Consider the following 19,820-nt stretch of genomic DNA (forward strand, 5'->3'; position numbering starts at 1 on the left):
CGCTGATCAGGCAGTTCGGTGATCTTGCCCGTACCTTCGGAGCCGTCGTGCCCGCGGATGAGTCTTCCGGCGTGGCGCGTCCTACATGAGTGTCGTGTCGCGTTCGCCGGATTGGTCGTGTGATGGGCGCGGGGGAGCTGTCGGAGGGGCTCGTTAATCTGGGTGCGTGCCAGATCCCGCGACGTACCGGCCCGCGCCGGGGACCATTCCTGTTGAGCCCGGCGTCTACAAGTTCCGGGATGTCCACAAGCGGGTCATCTACGTCGGTAAGGCGAAAAGCCTGCGTAGCAGGCTGAACTCGTACTTCGCCGATATCTCCGGATTGCATCCGCGCACCCGCCAGATGGTCACCACCGCCGCCAGCGTGGAGTGGACCGTCGTCTCCACCGAGGTCGAAGCGCTACAGCTGGAGTACAACTGGATCAAGGAATTCGATCCGCGCTTCAATGTGCGCTACCGGGACGACAAGTCGTATCCGGTGCTCGCGGTCAGCCTCAACGAGGAGTATCCGCGGGTGTTCGTCTATCGCGGCGCGCGCAAGAAGGGCGTGCGGTACTTCGGCCCGTACGCGCACGCGTGGGCGATTCGCGAAACCCTGGATCTGCTGCTGCGGGTCTTCCCGGTGCGCACCTGTTCGGCCGGAGTCTTCAAGCGGCACAACCAGATCGGCCGTCCCTGCCTGCTCGGCTACATCGACAAATGCTCCGCGCCGTGCGTCGGCCGGGTGAGCGCCGATGAGCATCGGCAGATCGTCGAGGACTTCTGCGACTTCCTCTCCGGTAAGACCGACCGATTGGTCAAGGAGCTGGAGAAGCGGATGCACGCCGCCTCCGAGGAGCTCGATTTCGAGACCGCCGCACGCCTGCGCGATGACGTCCAGGCACTGCGCCGCGCGTTGGAGAAGCAAGCCGTGGTGCTCGGCACCGGCACCGATGCGGACGTAATCGATTTCGCCATAGACGAATTGGAAGTCGCCGTGCAGATCTTCCACGTCCGCAACGGCCGCGTGCGCGGTCAGCGCGGCTGGGTGGTCGACAAATCCGGCGATGCCATCGACGAGGTCGAATCGGGCGGTGAACTGCCCGCCCTGGTCGAACAGTTCCTCACCCAGTTCTACGGTGAGCAGTCCACCCTGGCCGAGCAGACCGGCGAGGAACAGCCCGGCAATGTGGTGCCGCGCGAGGTCCTGGTCCCCGCCCTGCCCCGGGACGCCGAACAGGTGCAGCAGTGGCTCTCCACCCTGCGCGGTTCGGCCGTGCAGCTCCGCATCCCGCAGCGCGGCGATAAGAAGGCTCTCGCCGAGACCGTGCAGCGCAACGCGCAGGAGGCGCTGCAGCAGCACAAGCTAAGGCGCGCAGGCGATCTCACCGCCCGCTCGGCCGCGCTCCAGGAGATTCAGGACGCCCTGGATCTGGACAGCGCACCGTTGCGCATCGAATGCGTCGACATCAGCCATGTGCAGGGCACCGATGTGGTGGCCTCGCTGGTCGTCTTCGAGGACGGCCTGGCCCGCAAGTCCGAGTATCGGCACTACGCCATCAAGGAGGCCGCCGGTGACGGCCGCTCCGACGATGTGGCCAGTATCGCCGAGGTCACGCGCCGCCGTTTCGCCAAACTGCGCCGCGACCTGGACGCCGCCGAAGCCGCCGAGCTCGCCGAATCCGATTCGGACGCAATGGAACCCGGCCTACCCGGTATCGACCCGAAGACCGGTAAACCGCGCCGCTTCGCCTATCCGCCCAACCTGTACGTGGTCGACGGCGGCGCGCCGCAGGTGAACGCCGCCGCCGAGATCCTGGACGAACTGGGCATCACCGATGTCGCGGTCATCGGCCTGGCCAAGCGCCTGGAAGAGGTCTGGGTGCCGAACGAACCCGATCCGGTCATCATGCCGCGCACCAGTGAGGCGCTCTATCTGCTGCAGCGCGTGCGCGATGAGGCGCACCGTTTCGCCATCACCTTTCATCGCAGCAAACGTTCGCGCCGGATGACCGCCTCGGTGCTCGATACCGTGCCGGGCCTGGGGGAAACCCGGAAAACGGCGCTGGTGACGCACTTCGGATCGGTCGCGAAGCTGAAGGAGGCTACGGTGGAGCAGATCACCGAGGTCCCGGGCATCGGGATGGCTACGGCCAAGGCAGTGCTCGCTGCTTTGCATACCGACTAGTTCATCCCCGGTCAGTAGCGCGACACGCCGAGAGTGAGTCGCGCGACACGCCGACTGTGCAGGTCGGGATGGAGAATTACATCTGTGTCTCTCCTCGAGCGTGCGCCTGCGCGGCAATCGGGTATCGGTGCAGGATGATCGAGGGACCCTCAGAGACGAACCCGGTAGGACATGACGCGCGTCGAAGCCAGCAGCAATGCGGTCGCAGAATCCAGCAGTACGACCGACATCGGTGAGCAACCGGTGGAGGTGGTCATCGTCACCGGATTATCCGGAGCGGGGCGTGGTACCGCTGCGAAGGTGCTCGAGGATTTGGGCTACTACGTGGCCGATAATCTGCCGCCCGAGTTGATCGGCCGCCTGGTCGAACTCGGCGAGAGCGCCGATCCGCCGATTCGCAAGCTCGCCATGGTCATGGATGTGCGCAGCAGGTTCTTCACCGGAAATCTCTCGGCGGTCACCGAACAATTGCGCGCCGCGGGCGTGCCCACCCGCATTCTCTTCCTGGAGGCCTCCGACGATGTCCTGATCCGTCGTTACGGGTTCGCCCGGCGGCGCCATCCGCTGCAGAGCGAGAGCGCCGACGGCACGCTGACCGCGGGCATCGCGGCCGAGCGGGCGCGGCTTTCCTCGGTGAAGACCGCGGCCGACCTGGTTATCGACACCACCGCGCTATCGATTCATCAGCTGCACCGAAAGCTGGAAGAGGCCTACGGCGGGGCCACCCCCACCGCCCTCCAATTAACAATCCAATCGTTCGGTTTCAAGTACGGAGTACCACTGGACGCCGATATGGTGTTGGATTTGCGTTTCCTGCCCAATCCGCATTGGGTCCCGGAACTCCGCGAACAGACCGGACAGGATGCCCCGGTCAGTGAGTACGTGCTGTCACGTCCGGGTGCCCAGGATTATCTGGGTACCGGCCGCCACCTCATCGATCTCACCACCGAGGGCTACCGCCAAGAGGGGAAGCGATACATGACCGTGGCAGTGGGCTGCACCGGCGGTAAGCACCGCAGTGTGGCAATAGCGGAGGCCCTGGGTGAACTACTCGGCGCCGGCGCGAACAACGGATCGGGGGACGTTGTTCGCGTGGTTCATCGGGATTTGGGGCGGGAATGAGTGCGCGCGACACCGACACCGCGGCGAGCCGGGGCGCCAACCCCGCGATCGTCGCGCTGGGTGGCGGACACGGTCTGTACGCGACGCTGACGGCGGTGCGGCGGCTGACCCGCAAGATCACGGCGGTGGTGACGGTCGCCGATGACGGCGGGTCCTCCGGACGGCTACGGGCGGAACTCGGCATGCTACCGCCGGGTGATCTGCGAATGGCGTTGGCAGCCTTGGCCGAAGAGTCCGACGGGGTCTGGGCGCGGACGCTCCAGCATCGCTTCGGCGGCTCCGGCGCGCTGGCCGGGCATTCGGTCGGCAACCTGATCCTGGCGGGCCTCACCGAGGAGCTCGGGGATCCCGTTGCGGCCCTTGACGAAGCGGGCAGAATCCTGCGGATCACCGGTCGCGTGCTACCCATGTCGCCGATCGCGCTGACCATCGAAGCCGATGTCGCGGGCCTGGAGGGCGACCCCCGGGTGAGCCGTTGCATTCGAGGTCAGGTGGCCGTGGCGACCACGCCGGGCAAGGTGCGGCGGGTGCGGCTGATTCCGTCGGATCCGCCCGCGTGCACCGAGGCTACCTCGGCAATCGAGCATGCCGACGTGGTGGTGCTGGGCCCCGGCAGCTGGTTCACGAGCGTGATTCCACACGTACTCGTGCCCGATTTGCACGAAGCTCTACTGCACACTCGGGCGCGGAAAGTGTTGGTGCTCAACCTAGCTGCGGAACCGGGCGAAACGGCCGGATTCTCCGCGGAACGGCATCTCCATGTATTGTCCCAGCACGCACCGGATTTCACGGTCGACCATGTTTTGGTGGATTCCGGATCCGTACCCGAGGGTAGGGAGCGCGAACATGTGGCAAGAGCTGCCGAACAGCTGCGAGCACGAGTAACCTTCGCTGATGTCGCCGAGGCCGGGACAGACCGGCACCACCCCGGAAAGCTTGCCGCCGCACTGGATCAGGTGATCCGGCAACCTCGGCCGGAAACAGCAGGGCTTCGAGTCGAAGGACGGCATATGGGCCAACATGTGCGCACCGGGTTGGGTGGAAAGGAGCGCGTCTCGTGGCGATGACAGCGGAAGTGAAGGACGAGCTGAGCCGGCTCACCATTTCTCAGGTGAGCTCGCGCAAGGCGGAACTGTCCGCGCTACTGCGGTTCGCCGGTGGATTGCACATCGTCGGTGGTCGCGTGATCGTTGAGGCAGAGGTGGACATGGGTTCCATCGCACGCCGACTGCGACGCGAGATCTTCGAGCTGTATGGATACGGCTCCGATGTGCACGTCCTGGGTGCGGGCGGACTCCGGAAAACCTCCCGGTACGTGGTACGGGTTTCCAAGGAAGGCGAGGCGCTGGCGCGTCAGACCGGCCTACTCGATGTGCGCGGTCGCCCGGTGCGGGGTCTACCCGCCCAGGTGGTCGGCGGCAGCATCGGTGATGCCGAAGCCGCCTGGCGTGGAGCGTTTCTCGCGCACGGTTCGCTCACCGAACCGGGTCGCTCCTCCGCGCTGGAGGTCAGCTGCCCCGGACCGGAGGCCGCGCTGGCCCTGGTCGGTGCGGCTCGCCGCATGGGCATTTCGGCCAAAGCGCGCGAAGTGCGCGGCACCGATCGCGTCGTGGTGCGCGACGGCGAGGCCATCGGCGCCCTGCTCACCCGGATGGGCGCGCAGGACACCCGGCTCACCTGGGAGGAACGGCGCATGCGCCGCGAGGTCCGGGCGACGGCCAACCGGCTCGCGAATTTCGACGATGCGAACCTGCGTCGTTCGGCCCGGGCCGCGGTTGCCGCCGCCGCCCGCGTGGAACGCGCGCTGGAGATATTGGCCGACGATGTGCCGGATCACTTGGCCGCCGCGGGCAAACTGCGCGTGCTGCACCGGCAGGCGTCGCTGGAGGAGCTCGGCCAGCTGGCCGATCCGCCGATGACGAAAGACGCTGTGGCAGGCCGTATTCGACGCTTGCTGTCGATGGCTGACCGGCGCGCCAAGGAACTTGGCATACCGGACACCGAATCCGCTGTTACCGCGGAGTTGTTGGAAGAGGCGTGATCATGTCCTGAAATCGGACATAATGATCCGATGGCGCTGCACCTCGAAAAGGGTGCGGTGCCATCGGTGTTTCAGTGCACCCTCGCAGACCGTTCCGTATGGACTGTGCCACCTGCTCACACCGGGCCCTACGGCCGTGAGAGGGGCCTGTCCGTTACATCCGCGTGACGGTCTAGGGTGAGGGGTGCAACAGAATAAGTTCCGCGACACAACTGAGGAGCGATAACGTGACTGTCCGGGTAGGTATCAACGGCTTCGGCCGCATCGGACGTAACTTCTTCCGGGCCGTAGAGGCGCTGAAGGCCCTCGGCACCACCGACATCGAGATTGTCGCGGTGAACGACCTGACCGACATCCAGACCCTGGCGACGCTGCTGAAGTACGACTCCATCCTGGGTCGCCTGCCGCAGGACGTCTCGGTCGACGGTGACTTCATCGTCGTCGGTGAGCAGCGCATCAAGGCGCTCGCCATCAAGGAGGGCCCGTCCGCCCTGCCGTGGGCCGAACTGGGTGTCGACGTGGTCGTCGAGTCCACCGGTATCTTCACCGACTCCGCCAAGGCGAAGGGTCACCTGTCCGCCGGCGCCAAGAAGGTCATCATCTCCGCCCCCGCCTCGGGCGAGGACATCACCATCGTGATGGGCGTGAACGATGACAAGTACGACGGTTCGCAGAACATCATCTCCAACGCGTCGTGCACCACCAACTGCCTGGGTCCGATTGCCAAGGTGCTCAACGATTCCTTCGGTATCGAGCACGGCCTCATGACCACCGTGCACGCGTACACCCAGGACCAGAACCTGCAGGACGCCCCGCACAAGGATCTGCGTCGCGCCCGCGCCGCCGCGCTGAACATCGTGCCCACCGGCACCGGCGCCGCCAAGGCCATCGGCCTCGTGCTCCCCGAACTGCAGGGCAAGCTCAACGGTTACGCGCTGCGCGTGCCGGTTCCGACCGGTTCGCTCACCGATCTGACCGTCGTGCTGAAGAAGGCCGCGACCGTCGACGAGATCAACGCCGCCATGAAGGCCGCCGCCGACGGGCCGCTCAAGGGCATCCTGAAGTACAACACCGATCCGATCGTCTCCACCGACATCGTGACCGACCCGCACTCCTCCATCTACGACGCGCCGCTGACCCAGGTCATCGACAACCAGGTCAAGGTCGCCTCGTGGTACGACAACGAGTGGGGCTACTCCAACCGCCTGGCCGACCTCATCGGTCTCGTCGGCAAGTCCCTGTAAGCGCGATGGCGATCAAGACACTCCAGGATCTGCTGAGCGAGGGTGTCGAGGGCCGGGGCGTACTCGTGCGCTCCGACCTGAACGTTCCCCTCGACGACAACGGTGTAATCACCGATCCGGGTCGCATCATCGCGTCGGCTCCGACCATCAAGGCGCTCGCCGAGGCGGGCGCGAAAGTGGTTGTGACCGCGCATCTGGGCCGCCCGAAGGGTGAGCCGGATCCGAAGCTCTCGCTCGCTCCCGTGGCGGCGCGTCTGGCCGAAGAGCTGGGCCGCAACGTGCAGCTCGCCGGTGACGTGGTGGGGCAGGACGCGCTCGCGCGGTCCGAGGGCCTCACCGACGGTGATGTGTTGTTGCTGGAGAACATTCGCTTCGACGCGCGTGAGACCAGCAAGGACGATGCGCAGCGGGCCAAGCTGGCCGCGGCGCTGTTCGAGCTGGTCGGCGATGACGGCGCGTTCGTCTCCGACGGTTTCGGTGTCGTGCACCGCAAGCAGGCGTCGGTTTTCGATGTGGCCAAGCTGCTTCCGCATTACGCGGGCGGACTGGTCGCGGCCGAGACCGAAGTGCTGCGCAAGCTCACCGAGAACGCGGAGCGCCCGTACGCGGTCGTGCTCGGCGGTTCCAAGGTCTCCGACAAGCTGGCTGTCATCGAGGCGCTCGCGCCGAAGGTCGACACGCTGGTCATCGGCGGCGGCATGTGCTTCACCTTCCTTGCGGCGCAAGGACTTCCGGTCGGCGGTTCGCTGCTGCAGGAAGAGATGATCGACACCTGCAAGGGTCTGCTCGACAAGTACGCCGATGTGATCCACCTGCCGCGCGACATCGTGGTGGCGGATAAGTTCGCCGCCGACGCGGAGTCGAAGGTGGTGCCCGCCAACGAGATTCCCGAAGGCTGGATGGGTCTGGACATCGGTCCGGAGTCCACCGATCGGTTCGGCGCACTGCTGACCGAGGCCAAGACGGTGTTCTGGAACGGGCCCATGGGCGTGTTCGAGTTCGAGAAGTTCGCGGCCGGTACCCGCGGCGTTGCCGAGGCGATCGTGGTCGCCACCGGTAAGGGTGCGTTCACCGTGGTCGGCGGCGGCGATTCGGCCGCGGCCGTGCGCACCCTCGGCCTGCCCGATGCGGGTTTCTCGCATATCTCCACCGGTGGCGGCGCGTCGCTGGAGTACCTGGAGGGCAAGGAACTCCCCGGCATCGCGGTACTGGAGGACTGATTCATGGCGCGTAAGCCTCTTATCGCGGGCAACTGGAAGATGAATCTGAACCACCTGGAGTCCATCGCTCTGGTGCAGAAGATCGCTTTCGCCCTGCCCGAGAAATACTTCGCGAAGGTCGATGTCACGGTGATCCCGCCGTTCACCGATCTGCGCAGCGTGCAAACCCTCATCGAGGGCGATCGCCTGCTGCTCACCTATGGCGCGCAGGATGTTTCGACCCATGACGAGGGTGCCTACACCGGCGAGATCAGCGGTTCCATGCTGGCCAAACTGGGTTGCACCTACGTGGTCGTCGGTCACTCGGAGCGTCGCCAGTACCACCTGGAAGATGACGCGACGGTGCTGGCCAAGGCCAAGCAGGCGCTCAAATACGGCATCACCCCGATCGTCTGCATCGGTGAGGGCCTGGGCGTCCGCGAATCCAAGACCCACGTCGAGTACAACCTCGAACAGCTCCGCGGTTCTCTCAAGGGCCTGACCGCCGAGGAAATCTCCAAGGTCGTCATCGCCTACGAGCCCGTCTGGGCCATCGGCACCGGCAAGGTAGCCACCCCCGCCGACGCCCAAGAGGTCTGCGGCGCCATCCGCAAGGAACTCGCCGACCTGGCGAATCCCGAAGTGGCAGCCGGAGTCCGAGTCCTCTACGGCGGCTCGGTCAACGCCAAGAACGTAGGCGAACTGATCAGCCAAACCGATATCGACGGAGCCCTCGTAGGCGGCGCCTCCCTGAAGGGCGACGAATTCGCCACCCTCTCAGCCATCGCCGCCGGCGGCCCCCTCCCATAACGGTCGCTACACCCCCGATGGGGCCGGACATCACCAGATGTCCGGCCCCATCGGCATTTCCACCTCATGCACCAGCCTGTGCGGTCATTCATCGTCCTCGAGCAACCGAAAACTCCGCACCCGATGGGATTCCATGTACGACTCATATTCTTTCGGGCGATCCGCCTTGAACCTGCGGCTGTCGAACAACGTCGAATACCGCTGGTAGAGTTCGGGATCCGCCGTCCGGAGTAGATCGGGTTCGAAAGCCCGGAAGCCCCTTCCGAGTGCACGTCGCCACTGGCTTCCTACGATGGTAGGTCCGGGGTATGACAGGTGGGCGGGGTTCCGTCGTTAGTTGTCGGTTAGTGGTTGAGGAGTGGTGGCGCCGAGTATCGCGGTATGAGAAATATGTACTTGGCAGGGGCGGTACTGGCTGTCGCGGGGGCTTCGGTCGCTGTCCTTCCGGTGGGCGTCGCGTCCGCGCAGCATTTGTGTCCGGCGGACCGGCCCTGTGTGACCGAGCTTTATCAGAGTGGGTCGACCATTCAGATCGGATGGGATGGGCATCAGAACTTCGATGCCTATAACGTGCGGTGGAGTCGGCCGGGGCGGGCGGAATCGCAGTTCGAGGTTTCCGGTGGGAGTCGCGGGCACACGCAGATCACCAACGCGCACTCGCACACCACCTACACCGTCAAGGTGCAGGGGTGCACGACCCACTTCCTGGCGTCGTCGACCTGTACGCCGTGGGCGGAGGAGACCATCACGACCAAGTAGGGCTCACTGGTGAACCATGCGGTGGGGCAGGGGGATCAGGGCGTTGACGTGTTGTTGGTAGGTGCGGTAGTCGTTGCCGAAGGTGTTGATCAGGATGCGGTCTTCCTCGTGGACTCGGTGGATCAGCCAGGCCAGGACGAAGGCGAAGGTCACCATGGAGGGGCCGAATCCGGCCATGAGGGTGAGACCGAACATGACGCCGAGGATGCCGGTGTAGATCGGGTGTCGTACGAGCTGGTAGGGGCCGCCGGTGCGTAATTCGTGTTCCTGCTGGATCATCGGGCGTCCGGCCCACATATTGCCCAGGGCCAGTCGTGCCCAGATCATGAGGGCGGACGAGGCGATTACCAGGAGCGATCCGAATTCGGTCAGGGCGGGGTTGTGCCAGCTGATCGGGTGCCAGATCGAGGCGGGGAGCAGGTTCAGGATGATGATCAGGGCGGCCAGGCCGAGGATCATCCAGGGTTCGGGGAGCAGGGTGCGGGCGAAATGCCAGAGTTTGCCGCGTACCGTGTCCCGGCGTTGCGCCGCGAACCAGACGGCGGTGACGAGCCAGACGATCCCGACCGCCCGCAGGCTCCAGCCCGCGATATTCGGCAGTAGATGAATGATGACCATGCGTTTCAGCGTGCTCCCGGACCGCTGCCGCGACCACCACCTCGGGGCCGGACCGTGTCCACCCGGGGGTGGACACGGCGGGAGCCTAGGACGAGCCGGTGCCGGATCCGCTGCCCCCGGAGCCGGTCGAGATATTGGTGGTGGTCTGCAACTTCCAGGTGCCGCAACCGGTGGTGAAGAACGCGATATCGCCGGATTTGATCTCGACGGTCATCTTGCCGTTGATCGCGCCGCCGCTCTCCAGCACCGCGCTGAGATCATCGGTGATGGCCGAGAGCCGCGCCCAGGCGCAGATGGTGGCGGCGGTGGTCGTGGTGTAGACGCCGGGCTTGATATCGACGCCGACCTTGAAAGTGGAGTCGTAGCCCATGGTGTCGGACACGGTGGCCGAGGCGGGTCCGGCGGCGCTCATGAGCGCGGCGGCGGTGAGGGCAATGCCATTGACCCACAAGGATTTACGCATGCAGCAGGGTCCTTCCGGCGGATCCGCCAGCACGAAACCTGACGACTGTCGCGACCCACATCGAAACTGAAATGAAAGCGTTTCGCAGGGTAATCGGCGCGCGCCCGCGCGGTGGCGCTTTCGCCGGATCTCACGCGGCGGTCAGCGCACTCCGATTCGGTGTGCCAGCTCGGCGTCCAGCGGATACGGCCGTTCCGGCGGCAGCAGCGCCTTGGCGCGATCGACGTTGCCCGCGCGCAGATGAGCCGACATCTTGTGCACCAGCGGCGTCAGATCGCGGATCTCCACGGTCCACTCATCGACATAGCGATCGATAATGTGCCGAGACAGCCCGACCTGAATGCTGCGATGGTCGAGCTTGGCGGCCCGCAAGGAGTACTCCGGATCCCACTGCACGTGAACCACCGTGTGCGAGAACGCTTTTCGCCAAGCCGTCGAGTCGGCGTACACGCGCCGGTCATGACCGGTGAGCACCGCCTGCCCCAACGCCTCCTCCCAACCCGCCCGCGAAATCCGCACCGCGAGAATGCATTCCTGCCCGGGCTTGCGCGCCCAGTTGCTCCGATGCATCAGCCATCGGAAGGACGGTTTGATCCAGGTCATGCGATTGGTGGAGAACGGCGGCACGAACCGCTGCGCCGCTACGGCGGGCGCGGCGATCTGTTCCCGGAATGCCTGATAGACGACGACGCTGTCGCGGTCGTAATCGGCCCTGATCTCGAAGTTGTCAGTCATTGTCCTGCTGTCCCGATTGTCTTGTGGGGGAGAGGAATCTGTCCTCGAAGGCGGTGCGATTGGCGGAGACGGCGGCCCGATCCCAGACGGCGAACACCACCCGGTCGAAGGCCGCGCCATGGATATCGAGCGCATGGGCGAATGCGGCGGCGACCTCGGCGGGATCATTGCGGAAGACCCCGCAACCCCACGCGCCGAGCACCAGATCCCGGATGCCATGCCGCGCCGCGACCGCAAGGACCTTGTCCGCGCGCGTGTTCAGCACCTCGCGTACCGAAACGGGTTGTTCCGAAAGCAGATTCAGCTGACCGGCATTCGGTGCGGGCGAGGTAAGGAACGAAACCGGATACGGATCCGTGCGCAACTCACCACTCCGATCGCGAACAACCGGCACACCGGGCGAGAAGATCACCCGATCGCTGTACCGCAGATCCGTCGAATCACGATGCGCCGCATAATAATCCGGTGCCTCCAGCAGGCATCGGTACAGCAGCGCACTGCGGCACAGATCCTCCTCCTGTGCCCGCGCCCCACGCAGATACCCACCGCCGGGATTCCGCGCCGACGCGAAATTCAGCACCCCGACCGATCGCCCGCCACTCTCGAACAACCTCCGGGCCGCATCGATACTGCCCTCATCGGTGACTTCGGGCCGCCCGGCGAAACCTCCGCGCTCGCCCCCGGTGACGACGTCTTCCGGTGCGTACGAAACGGTTCCGGCCCGCGCCGCCGCCAGTGCCGCGCGAATATCGACCTCGACGCCGCCGACTGTCCGATAACCGCCCGCGTCCGCGATCTCCTCGTTCCGCGCCGCCATTTCCCTGGGACTACTACTCATGTTCCAAGACCGTACGGCGCGCGCCGCACCCCGTCACCCGAATTTTGGTCACCACTACTAAATCCCCGGATTTCCACCCGCACTCCACCCCGGGGTGGTGGGACGCGACCCGCTTCTGACCGACGCTCGAATCATGAACTTGCAGAACGCGGTAGTCGAGGGCGCGATCATCGTGCTGGTGGTCGGCTGGATCATGCTCCGCCAGACCCGCTGGCAGGACCTGGACCCGATGCGTATGTGGCGCGGCCCGATCATCGTGGGCGTCGTCGGATTCGTACAACTGAAATCCGCGATCCCCGCGGCGGGCATCAGCGCTGTCGCGGTCGCCCTGCTGGCGGTGTCGGCCGTACTGAGCAGCGCGGTCGGACTCGCCATGGGCGCGCTGTCCCAGGTGCGCCGGACCGGTGCGGGATGGCAGGCGCGCACCGGCTGGCTCGGCTCCGCCCTGTGGCTGGTACTGCTGGCGGTCCGCATCGGCGTCGATATCGGTGCCAAACAGCTCGGCGCGGATGTCGTGGCCTCGGTGGGCGCGATCCTGATCATGCTCGCCTTGAATCGAGCGGGCCGCGGCGTCGTGCTGGCCCGTCGCGCCGCACACCCGCACCTGGTTACGGCAGACTGACCCAATGCTGCTCGGAACGCCCCCGACTCGCCTGACCAGGCTCTTCCGCCTGATCGGGCTGGTCGCGGTGATCGCGACCTCCTGGCATGATGCGAGCCTGCACCAACCGTGGGTCGCGGTAGCCGCGATCGTGTCCTGGCTCGGCTGGGCGGGCTGGCTGCTCACCCCGTTCGATGCTCGGCGCACGGAGCGAATCTTCCTGTGCGCCATGGCCATCGGCGGCGGACTGACCGCCGTGCAGCTGACCGGATCGATGATCACGGCCTTGGTGCTGGTGGTCCTGTCGGTGGCGGTGCTGACCGATCCCCTGTGGTTCGGTATCACCATGGCGGCGGTGACCGTCACCGCCATGTGCGTGTCCGCGGTGCTGGCCGGATCCAGCGCGACCGGTTTCCTGGGTATCGCCATCTCCGTCGTCGTCCTGACCCTGGCGGGCTGGAACCGGCGGCAGACTCGCATCACCAATGAGCAGAATCGACTGCTGCTGGAGCAGAGCCGGGTGATTCGCGCCGAACGCGATCGCGCCGCCGCCCTGGCCGAGCGCGGTCGCATCGCCCGCGATATCCACGATGTCCTCGCGCATACCCTGGGCGGCTTGGTGTTACAGCTCGACGCCGCCGACGCCCTGCTCGAGGCGGGACAGGCCGATCAGGCCGCGGAACGGGTGAAAGCCTCACACGCACTGGCGGTTTCGGGCCTGGCCGATGCTCGCCGGGTGGTCGGCACACTCCGATCGGAGGGTATCGACCTGAGCGCCGAACTGCACCGGCTTGCGGTCGAGCACCGCGCGGCGGGCGGTTCGATCGAAATACGCACCACGACAGTGTCTTCCGATGCGAGCATGCGCCCGCCGCGGGAGCGGATCGCGGCGGTGGACCCCGATCTGCCGGGCGCGGGTGAAGGTGCGGCGGGCGATATCGTCGTCCTGAGCGAACAGGCGGCCGTCGCGCTCGCCCGGGCGGTACAGGAAGCGCTGACGAACGCACGCAAACACGCTCCGAGCCAACCGGTTACGCTCGTGCGGCGCAATGGTCCGGCGGAGATCGAGTTCACGGTGTCGAATCCGATGGCATCCCAGCTCGGCCCGCTCGCGCGCTCCGGTTCGGGTGCGGGCCTGCTCGGTATGCGCGAGCGCATCGCGGCGGTGGGCGGCACGGTGACGGCGGGGAAGGAGGACGGTCGATGGACGGTGCGAATCCTGGTGCCGCGCAGGTGATCACGGTGGTGGTCGCCGATGATCAGACCACGGTGCGCGACGGTCTCAGCACGGTGCTGTCACTGCTCCCGGATGTCGAGGTGGTCGGCGAGGCCCGCGACGGCGCGGAAGCCGTCGAGCTGGTGCGCCGCCTGTCACCCCGTGTGGTGCTGATGGATCTGCGCATGCCCGGTATCGACGGCGTATCCGCGACCGCGACCATTACCGCCACCCATCCCGAGACCGCGGTGCTGGTGCTGACCACCTACGCCGACGACGCCTCCATCGCGGGCGCACTGCGCGCCGGTGCGCGCGGCTATCTCACCAAGGATGCGGGCCGCGCCGAGATCGCCGCCGCGATTCGCTCGGTCGCCAGCGGTCACACCACCCTCGCCGCCGATGTGGGCGCGCGCCTGGTCGCGGCCCTCGAAGCACCCGCGGCCCCCGCCGCCGATCTCACCGATCGCGAACTCGATGTGCTGCGCCTGATGGCGAAGGGCCGCAACAACACCGAGATCGCCCGCGAATTGTTCATCGGCGTGAGCACCGTCAAGAGCCATATCAATTCGCTCTTCGGCAAGCTCGGGGTGAGAGATCGAGGACAGGCCATCGCCTACGCGCACCGCGCCGGTCTGGCTCGCTGAGCCCGCCCGCCGTCATGGGCTGTCCGGGCGACACGCCAACCGGCGCCCGGTCGGTCCGCGACCGCCCGGTATTCAGTCGGTGGTCGCCTCTACGATGCAGCTATGTCAGCCCGCCAGCGTCTGCGCATAGTCCCGTCCCAGTTCGTGGTCGAGCATCTGCCGAATTCGACCTTCCCCGAGGATGACGACTGGATCGCGCTGGTGCGAGCGCCGGAGGGCCTCACCGCGATTCGCGAGGCGCCGGGCTGGGTCGAGGGTGAGCGCTGGAAGGGTTTCTACGGCGACGGCCCGCACGCCCTGGACAAACCCGGCATGCTGGCCGCGCTGGTCGGCCCGCTGGCCGATGCCGCCATCCCGGTATTCGTGGTCTCGACCTATCACGCGGATCTGGTGCTGGTCCCGGATCATCGGCTGGTGGAAGCGTCCGAGGTGCTGCGCGAGGCCGGGCACCGCATAGCCGACTAGACACTCCCGCCGGGGTGTTCGCTGTCCACTCGGTGAACCACGGGTGTACATTTCCCGCCCAGTTGCGTGGAATCCCGCACGGGTGCACGATACTACTGTCTACGTACGTAGAACGTATGTGAGGGCATACGCTGCGGACCAGTGGACACCGGCTCGAGCAGGTACGGGCGTCCCCCCTATTCCAAGTACCACGCACCAGGACTTCGAGCCCAGGCACGACGTATGAGGCGTCGTGAGATGAGGAGTGACACGCATGGGTGCGCGAGGTTTCGGCGACCTGGAAGCGGTCGTGATCGAACGGATCTGGGATCGCGATGAGAAGACAACCGTCCGTGAGGTGTTCGAGGGCCTGGCCGCCGAACGCGATATCGCCTATACCACCGTCATGTCGACCATGGACAACCTGCATCGCAAAGGCTGGCTGGAGCGCGAACGCGCCGGTAAGGCCTACCGGTACTGGCCGACCCTGAGCCGCGAGGAATACAGCGCCCGGCTCATGCGCGAGGCGCTGGGCAGCGGCGGCCGATCCGATTTGGTACTCGCCCATTTCGTCGAGCAGATGAGCGCGGAGGAGTCCGAGGGCCTGCGCGCCGCGCTGCGCAAACTGACCCGCGGTAAGCGCTAGACCCGCCCCGCCGATTCATGGCGCGCCGCCGCCACCGTCTGCTAGCTCACACCGTTCCGACTAAGTACGTACGGAGATAGTAGATTGTTTCCGGACGGTGTCGATCATGTCGCCATGGCGTACGTGATCCCTCGGAACCAGCATCCGGTCAACCGGATTCGAGTCGGGAGGTGGTGTGCGGCGAGCCCGGTTGCGGCCCTCGGTGGTGCTGACGGCACTGCTGGCCGCCGTACTGCTGCTGGTGGCGGTGGCCGCCGACTGCACGCTCTCGCATCGCGACGGACATCACCACGGCAGCACGCCGCTCGCTGAGGAAGCGATCGCACCGGCGGCCTTCGTTCACCTCCCGGGCGAATTCCGGAGTCCCGCCGCGCAAGTCGTGGATTGCGGACCGCACCAGGAGCACTGTCTCAAGGTCTCGCTGCCCGCCACCCCGGAGATCTCGCATTCGCAGCTGATGCTGCTCATCGCGGCCGCGCTGGCGGTGCTCGGCGCGGCGCGTTCCTCCGGCGCGGATTCCGGGCGCGGCCCGCCGAATCCGGTCTTCTCCGTCGTCAGCGGCCGAATGCTGTTGACGCGCCTGTGTATCGCCCGGCGCTGATCGGTCAGCGTCAGGCCGGTGTGTGTTCGCCATCGGCCGGTGTCCGCTGCCCGCGTCCTTCGGCCGCCCCCGGCGGCTCGATACCGAAAGCGATACGCAATGGACAAGATCATGCTCGGCAAGATCGCTGCCCTGGTCGATGAGCAGGTGATCGCCGCACCCGGTGCGGCGCGCCGCCCGCGCGGCCTGGTCGGCAATACCCCGGTGCTGTGGGTGGGGGAACCGTTCGCCCCCGGCGGCCTCGGCTTCTGGGCGAAACTCGAGGGCTTCAATCCCGGCGGTATGAAGGACCGACCGGCCCTGCACATGGTGCGGCGCGCCGAATTGCGCGGTGATCTCGCGCCCGGTGCGCGGATCATCGAATCCACCAGCGGGACTTTGGGTCTCGGACTGGCACTGGCCGGACTGGTGTACCGGCACCCGGTGACCCTGGTGACCGATCCGGGTCTGGAACCGATCGTCGCGCGCATGCTCACCGCCTACGGCGCGCGGGTGGAAGTGGTTGCCGCCCCGCATCCGGACGGCGGCTGGCAGCAGGCGCGCCGCGATCGGGTCGCCGAACTGCTTGCGGCCGAACCGGATTCGTGGTGCCCGGATCAGTACAGCAATCCCGATAATGTCGACGGCTACGAATCCCTGGCCCTGGAACTCGTCGAACAGCTCGGCACCGTCGATGTGCTGGTGTGCGCGGTCGGCACCGGCGGGCATTCGGCCGGGGTGGCGCGCGTACTGCGCCGGAGCAATCCCGCACTGAAGCTCATAGGAGTGGATACGGTGTCCTCCACCATCTTCGGGCAGCGGGCCGGGACCCGGCTCATGCGCGGACTCGGTTCGAGCATCTATCCGCGCAATGTCGATTACGCCGCCTTCGCCGAAATCCATTGGGTCGCACCGGCCGAAGCCGTCTGGGCCTGCCGCACCCTAGCCGCCACCCATCTCGCCAGCGGCGGCTGGAGCGTCGGCGCGGTCGCGCTGGTGGCGGGCTGGGCGGCCCGCACGTACGGTCCGAACGCCACGGTCGCGGCGGTGTTCCCCGATGGGCCGCACCGATATTTCGACACCGTCTACAACGACGACTACTGCATCGAACACGGCTTGCTGGATGTCACCCCGCCCACCGAGCCCGATGTCCTGACCCATCCGGCGCAGCGTCAGGTCGAGTCCTGGACCCGCTGTGACACCGTGCTGGATCCGAGCGCGTTCACCGTGGAGCGCGTCCGGTGAGCGTGCTCACCAAGTTCCGCGGTTTCGATCGCGCGGCGCAACTGCTCATGGTCAACCAGTTCGGCATCAACCTCGGCTTCTACATGCTGATGCCGTACCTGGCCGGATACCTCGCCGGGCCGCTGGGTCTGGCGGCGTGGGCGGTCGGATTGGTGCTCGGGGTGCGCAATTTCTCCCAGCAGGGCATGTTCCTGCTGGGCGGCACGCTCGCGGACCGGCTCGGCTACAAACCCCTCATCGTGGCCGGATGTCTGCTGCGCACAGGTGGTTTCGCGCTGCTGGCCTTCGCCTCATCGCTGCCCGGTCTGCTGATCGCCTCGGCCGCGACGGGATTCGCCGGTGCGCTGTTCAATCCGGCGGTGCGCGCGTATCTGGCCGCGGAGGCGGGGGAGCGGCGCGTGGAGGCGTTCGCGGTCTTCAACGTCTTCTACCAGGCGGGCATACTCGCGGGACCGCTGGTGGGACTCGCCCTGCTGGCCTTCGATTTTCGCGTCACGGCGGCCGCGGCGGCGGTGGTCTTCGCGGCGCTGACGGTGGCGCAGCTCTTCGCCCTGCCCACGCGCGAGGCGGCGGCTTCGACCGGTGCGTCGGTACTCCAGGATTGGCGCACCATCATCGGCAATCGCCGCTTCCTGGCCTTCTCCGTGGCCATGATCGGCTCGTATGTGCTGTCGTTCCAGGTGTATCTGGCGCTCCCGTTGCAGGCGGGCTATATCGCCGGTGCGAGTGCGCAGACGGTGACCTCGGCACTGTTCGTCGTCTCCGGCGTGGTCGCCGTCGCGGGGCAGTTGCGCATCACCGCCTGGTTGCGTGCCCGCTGGGGTTCGGGCCGCAGTCTGGTGGCCGGTATGGCAATGCTGTCGGTGGCCTTCGTGCCGCTCGTAATCGTGCCCGGCACAAAGCCTTTCGGTTCGGTGGCCGCCATTCTCGCGTTGCTGGTCGCGGCGGCGCTGCTGGCGGTCGGTACGGCGGCCGTCTTCCCCTTCGAGATGGATACCGTGGTCTCGCTGTCCGGAGACCGCCTGGTGGCCACCCACTACGGCTTCTACAACACCATCGTGGGCGTCGGCATCCTGATCGGCAATCTGGCCACCGGCGTCATCGTGGGCGCGGCCCGGTCCGCGGGTATGGATCGCGCGGTGTGGATCGGCCTGATCGTCATCGGCGGTATCGCCGCGACGGCGCTCTATCGGCTCGACCGGACCATCACCCCACCGGCGGGCAGATCACCAGACCGATTACCCCCACACCCACCGCTGCGAGCGGAATCAGCACCGCCGCTCCCGCCGCGGCGGTGAGCGTCACCCGCGCCCGGGTGCGCTGGGCCGGGGCGGCTGGCTCGGCCAGTCGTTCCACCCGCACCGCCAGCCCGACCTCGGCGACGCCGAGCGCGCCCGCCGGTCCGTCGGCGATGCCGGAGAGGGTGAGCAGCGCCTGAAGTACGGTGCCGCGGCCGTGAATTCGCGCCGCGGCATCATCGGCGATCATCTCCAGCAGACGCGCCACCTCGGCCGCACCGTGGGTGAACAATTCGATGCGCGGCATGACGGTGGCCAGGCCGCGGGTGAGTGCCAGCACCAGGTGATGCCTGCCCTCCAGATGCGCGCGCTCATGAGTGAGCACCGCTTCGAGATGATCGTCCTCGAGCGCGCTGAGCACGCCGCGACTGACCACGACCGTATGTGGTTTGCCCGCAACGCAATACGCGGCGGGCTGATCGACCTCGAGGATGACCGCGTCCAGTCCGGCATGGTGCCGGCCCGCCAGGCGCGCCATGCGCGCGTGTTCATGCGTGGTGCGCCGTGCTTTCAGCAGCGTCCGCACCAGTCGGGCCGCCACCAGCCCGGCGGCCAGGGCGGCGAATCCGGAGAGCAGCAGCAGTCCGGTCTGCACGGGCAGGCCGTAATCGCCGAGCACCGCATCGTGCAGGTGCACCAGGCAGCTGTCCATGAAGCGGTGTGGCGCACTCGAAACCCGGTGTGTGGCAAGGTCGAGAATGAGAATCGCGAGCGCCACCGACCACGCCAGGACGGTCGACGCCATCGCGGAGAGCCAGGCGGCCAGGGCCACCCGGGGTGTGGCACCCCCGTGTTCCACCAGGCGCAGTAGTCGCGGCGCGAGCACCGCGACGGCGAATCCGTAGAGCGCCAGGCACGCGGCGACGCTCACCGGACCGACCACCGTCCATCCGCCCGCATCGAACTCCTCCCGTTGGTCGGCCCGAGTGTACGGACGAAACCTGAGGGAACCCTTACTGTCACACCCGGGTATTGCCATGTAGGACCCTCGTACGGTAATACTATCTACGTACGGAGATAGTAGATAAAGCTTGTGCCGCCCCCTCATCGGCACAGGGGCGCCGACCGGACCGGCGCCGGCAACGAGCGGACGGGGGACCACCCCTCATCGGGCTCGCTCCGCTCGTTGCCACCCTCCGTATCCGAGGAA

21 protein-coding genes are annotated in these 19,820 nt (G+C 66.6%); 16 read left to right on the forward strand and 5 right to left on the reverse strand.

Annotated elements, in window-relative coordinates; all coding sequences use genetic code 11:
• Positions 1–166: 166 nt before the first annotated feature.
• The 8 genes from uvrC to AB0L82_RS08040 all read left to right on the forward strand — a co-directional run bounded on the left by uvrC (position 167) and on the right by AB0L82_RS08040 (position 9,342).
• A complete protein-coding gene (gene uvrC / locus AB0L82_RS08005; RefSeq protein WP_364632559.1) occupies positions 167–2,167 on the forward strand; it encodes an excinuclease ABC subunit UvrC in 2,001 nt (666 codons plus the stop codon).
• A gap of 171 nt (positions 2,168–2,338) precedes the next feature.
• A complete protein-coding gene (gene rapZ, locus AB0L82_RS08010) occupies positions 2,339–3,289 on the forward strand; it encodes an RNase adapter RapZ (protein WP_364632561.1) in 951 nt (316 codons plus the stop codon).
• Positions 3,286–4,356 (forward strand): uridine diphosphate-N-acetylglucosamine-binding protein YvcK, encoded by a 1,071-nt coding sequence (gene yvcK, locus AB0L82_RS08015; protein ID WP_364632563.1) that lies wholly within the window; start codon positions 3,286–3,288, stop codon positions 4,354–4,356. Before rapZ ends, yvcK begins: the two co-directional genes overlap by 4 nt.
• Positions 4,347–5,330, forward strand: coding sequence for a DNA-binding protein WhiA (gene whiA / locus AB0L82_RS08020; protein ID WP_364632565.1), 984 nt, complete (start codon positions 4,347–4,349; stop codon positions 5,328–5,330). The genes yvcK and whiA overlap by 10 nt, the downstream gene beginning before the upstream one ends.
• Before the next feature lie 227 nt (positions 5,331–5,557).
• The gene (gap, locus tag AB0L82_RS08025) at positions 5,558–6,574 is read left to right on the forward strand and encodes a type I glyceraldehyde-3-phosphate dehydrogenase (protein WP_364632567.1); all 1,017 of its coding nucleotides are present in this window, start codon (positions 5,558–5,560) and stop codon (positions 6,572–6,574) included.
• Between the two features lie 5 nt (positions 6,575–6,579).
• Complete coding sequence (locus tag AB0L82_RS08030) at positions 6,580–7,794, forward strand: phosphoglycerate kinase (protein WP_364632569.1); 1,215 nt, start codon at positions 6,580–6,582, stop codon at positions 7,792–7,794.
• A gap of 3 nt (positions 7,795–7,797) precedes the next feature.
• A complete protein-coding gene (tpiA, locus tag AB0L82_RS08035) occupies positions 7,798–8,583 on the forward strand; it encodes a triose-phosphate isomerase (protein ID WP_364632571.1) in 786 nt (261 codons plus the stop codon).
• Positions 8,584–9,078: 495 nt separating this feature from the next.
• On the forward strand, positions 9,079–9,342 hold the full coding sequence (locus tag AB0L82_RS08040; protein WP_364632573.1) for a hypothetical protein: 264 nt from the start codon (positions 9,079–9,081) through the stop codon (positions 9,340–9,342).
• Between the two features lie 3 nt (positions 9,343–9,345).
• On the opposite strand, the gene AB0L82_RS08045 is transcribed toward AB0L82_RS08040, so the two are convergent.
• The 4 genes from AB0L82_RS08045 to AB0L82_RS08060 all read right to left on the reverse strand — a co-directional run bounded on the left by AB0L82_RS08045 (position 9,346) and on the right by AB0L82_RS08060 (position 11,996).
• Positions 9,346–9,960 (reverse strand): isoprenylcysteine carboxylmethyltransferase family protein, encoded by a 615-nt coding sequence (locus AB0L82_RS08045; RefSeq protein ID WP_364632575.1) that lies wholly within the window; start codon positions 9,958–9,960, stop codon positions 9,346–9,348.
• Between the two features lie 85 nt (positions 9,961–10,045).
• On the reverse strand, positions 10,046–10,423 hold the full coding sequence (locus AB0L82_RS08050; protein WP_364632577.1) for a hypothetical protein: 378 nt from the start codon (positions 10,421–10,423) through the stop codon (positions 10,046–10,048).
• 141 nt (positions 10,424–10,564) lie between these two features.
• Positions 10,565–11,158 carry a DUF4291 domain-containing protein gene (locus AB0L82_RS08055; RefSeq protein WP_364632579.1) on the reverse strand — a complete coding sequence of 198 codons (594 nt, stop codon included), beginning with the start codon at positions 11,156–11,158 and terminating at the stop codon, positions 10,565–10,567.
• A complete protein-coding gene (locus tag AB0L82_RS08060; RefSeq protein WP_364632581.1) occupies positions 11,151–11,996 on the reverse strand; it encodes a TIGR02452 family protein in 846 nt (281 codons plus the stop codon). The genes AB0L82_RS08055 and AB0L82_RS08060 overlap by 8 nt, the downstream gene beginning before the upstream one ends.
• Positions 11,997–12,129: 133 nt before the next feature.
• Here AB0L82_RS08060 and AB0L82_RS08065 point away from each other — a divergent pair, with 133 nt between their 5' ends.
• The 8 genes from AB0L82_RS08065 to AB0L82_RS08100 all read left to right on the forward strand — a co-directional run bounded on the left by AB0L82_RS08065 (position 12,130) and on the right by AB0L82_RS08100 (position 18,670).
• Positions 12,130–12,618 carry a hypothetical protein gene (locus tag AB0L82_RS08065; RefSeq protein WP_364632583.1) on the forward strand — a complete coding sequence of 163 codons (489 nt, stop codon included), beginning with the start codon at positions 12,130–12,132 and terminating at the stop codon, positions 12,616–12,618.
• Between the two features lie 4 nt (positions 12,619–12,622).
• On the forward strand, positions 12,623–13,834 hold the full coding sequence (locus tag AB0L82_RS08070; RefSeq protein WP_364632585.1) for a histidine kinase: 1,212 nt from the start codon (positions 12,623–12,625) through the stop codon (positions 13,832–13,834).
• Positions 13,801–14,457 carry a response regulator transcription factor gene (locus tag AB0L82_RS08075; protein ID WP_364632587.1) on the forward strand — a complete coding sequence of 219 codons (657 nt, stop codon included), beginning with the start codon at positions 13,801–13,803 and terminating at the stop codon, positions 14,455–14,457. The genes AB0L82_RS08070 and AB0L82_RS08075 overlap by 34 nt, the downstream gene beginning before the upstream one ends.
• A 102-nt stretch (positions 14,458–14,559) precedes the next feature.
• Complete coding sequence (locus AB0L82_RS08080; RefSeq protein ID WP_364632589.1) at positions 14,560–14,922, forward strand: ACT domain-containing protein; 363 nt, start codon at positions 14,560–14,562, stop codon at positions 14,920–14,922.
• Positions 14,923–15,175: 253 nt separating this feature from the next.
• Positions 15,176–15,547: a BlaI/MecI/CopY family transcriptional regulator gene (locus tag AB0L82_RS08085; protein ID WP_364632591.1), complete on the forward strand. Its 372-nt coding sequence runs from the start codon at positions 15,176–15,178 to the stop codon at positions 15,545–15,547.
• A gap of 175 nt (positions 15,548–15,722) precedes the next feature.
• Entirely contained in the window at positions 15,723–16,148 is a 426-nt protein-coding gene (locus AB0L82_RS08090; RefSeq protein ID WP_364632593.1) for a hypothetical protein, read from the forward strand.
• Between the two features lie 99 nt (positions 16,149–16,247).
• A complete protein-coding gene (locus tag AB0L82_RS08095) occupies positions 16,248–17,372 on the forward strand; it encodes a PLP-dependent cysteine synthase family protein (protein WP_364632595.1) in 1,125 nt (374 codons plus the stop codon).
• 47 nt (positions 17,373–17,419) lie between these two features.
• Entirely contained in the window at positions 17,420–18,670 is a 1,251-nt protein-coding gene (locus AB0L82_RS08100; protein ID WP_364632842.1) for an MFS transporter, read from the forward strand.
• On the opposite strand, the gene AB0L82_RS08105 is transcribed toward AB0L82_RS08100, so the two are convergent.
• Positions 18,579–19,541 carry a M56 family metallopeptidase gene (locus AB0L82_RS08105; protein WP_364632597.1) on the reverse strand — a complete coding sequence of 321 codons (963 nt, stop codon included), beginning with the start codon at positions 19,539–19,541 and terminating at the stop codon, positions 18,579–18,581. The two genes, AB0L82_RS08100 and AB0L82_RS08105, sit on opposite strands and share 92 nt — an antisense overlap.
• Positions 19,542–19,820 lie beyond the last annotated feature (279 nt).

The sequence above is a fragment of the Nocardia sp. NPDC052001 genome (genome assembly GCF_040680615.1).
Taxonomy (GTDB): domain Bacteria; phylum Actinomycetota; class Actinomycetes; order Mycobacteriales; family Mycobacteriaceae; genus Nocardia.

Bases quoted from the DNA above. Each gene is read 5' to 3' on its own strand.
- rapZ (WP_364632561.1), top strand. From the start codon at position 2,339: ATGACGCGCGTCGAAGCCAGCAGCAATGCGGTCGCAGAATCCAGCAGT.
- yvcK (WP_364632563.1), top strand. From the start codon at position 3,286: ATGAGTGCGCGCGACACCGACACCGCGGCGAGCCGGGGCGCCAACCCC.
- AB0L82_RS08030 (WP_364632569.1), top strand. From the start codon at position 6,580: ATGGCGATCAAGACACTCCAGGATCTGCTGAGCGAGGGTGTCGAGGGC.
- tpiA (WP_364632571.1), top strand. From the start codon at position 7,798: ATGGCGCGTAAGCCTCTTATCGCGGGCAACTGGAAGATGAATCTGAAC.
- AB0L82_RS08045 (WP_364632575.1), bottom strand. From the start codon at position 9,960: ATGGTCATCATTCATCTACTGCCGAATATCGCGGGCTGGAGCCTGCGG.
- AB0L82_RS08050 (WP_364632577.1), bottom strand. From the start codon at position 10,423: ATGCGTAAATCCTTGTGGGTCAATGGCATTGCCCTCACCGCCGCCGCG.
- AB0L82_RS08055 (WP_364632579.1), bottom strand. From the start codon at position 11,158: ATGACTGACAACTTCGAGATCAGGGCCGATTACGACCGCGACAGCGTC.
- AB0L82_RS08060 (WP_364632581.1), bottom strand. From the start codon at position 11,996: ATGAGTAGTAGTCCCAGGGAAATGGCGGCGCGGAACGAGGAGATCGCG.
- AB0L82_RS08065 (WP_364632583.1), top strand. From the start codon at position 12,130: ATGAACTTGCAGAACGCGGTAGTCGAGGGCGCGATCATCGTGCTGGTG.
- AB0L82_RS08070 (WP_364632585.1), top strand. From the start codon at position 12,623: ATGCTGCTCGGAACGCCCCCGACTCGCCTGACCAGGCTCTTCCGCCTG.
- AB0L82_RS08075 (WP_364632587.1), top strand. From the start codon at position 13,801: ATGGACGGTGCGAATCCTGGTGCCGCGCAGGTGATCACGGTGGTGGTC.
- AB0L82_RS08080 (WP_364632589.1), top strand. From the start codon at position 14,560: ATGTCAGCCCGCCAGCGTCTGCGCATAGTCCCGTCCCAGTTCGTGGTC.
- AB0L82_RS08085 (WP_364632591.1), top strand. From the start codon at position 15,176: ATGGGTGCGCGAGGTTTCGGCGACCTGGAAGCGGTCGTGATCGAACGG.
- AB0L82_RS08095 (WP_364632595.1), top strand. From the start codon at position 16,248: ATGGACAAGATCATGCTCGGCAAGATCGCTGCCCTGGTCGATGAGCAG.
- AB0L82_RS08100 (WP_364632842.1), top strand. From the start codon at position 17,420: ATGGTCAACCAGTTCGGCATCAACCTCGGCTTCTACATGCTGATGCCG.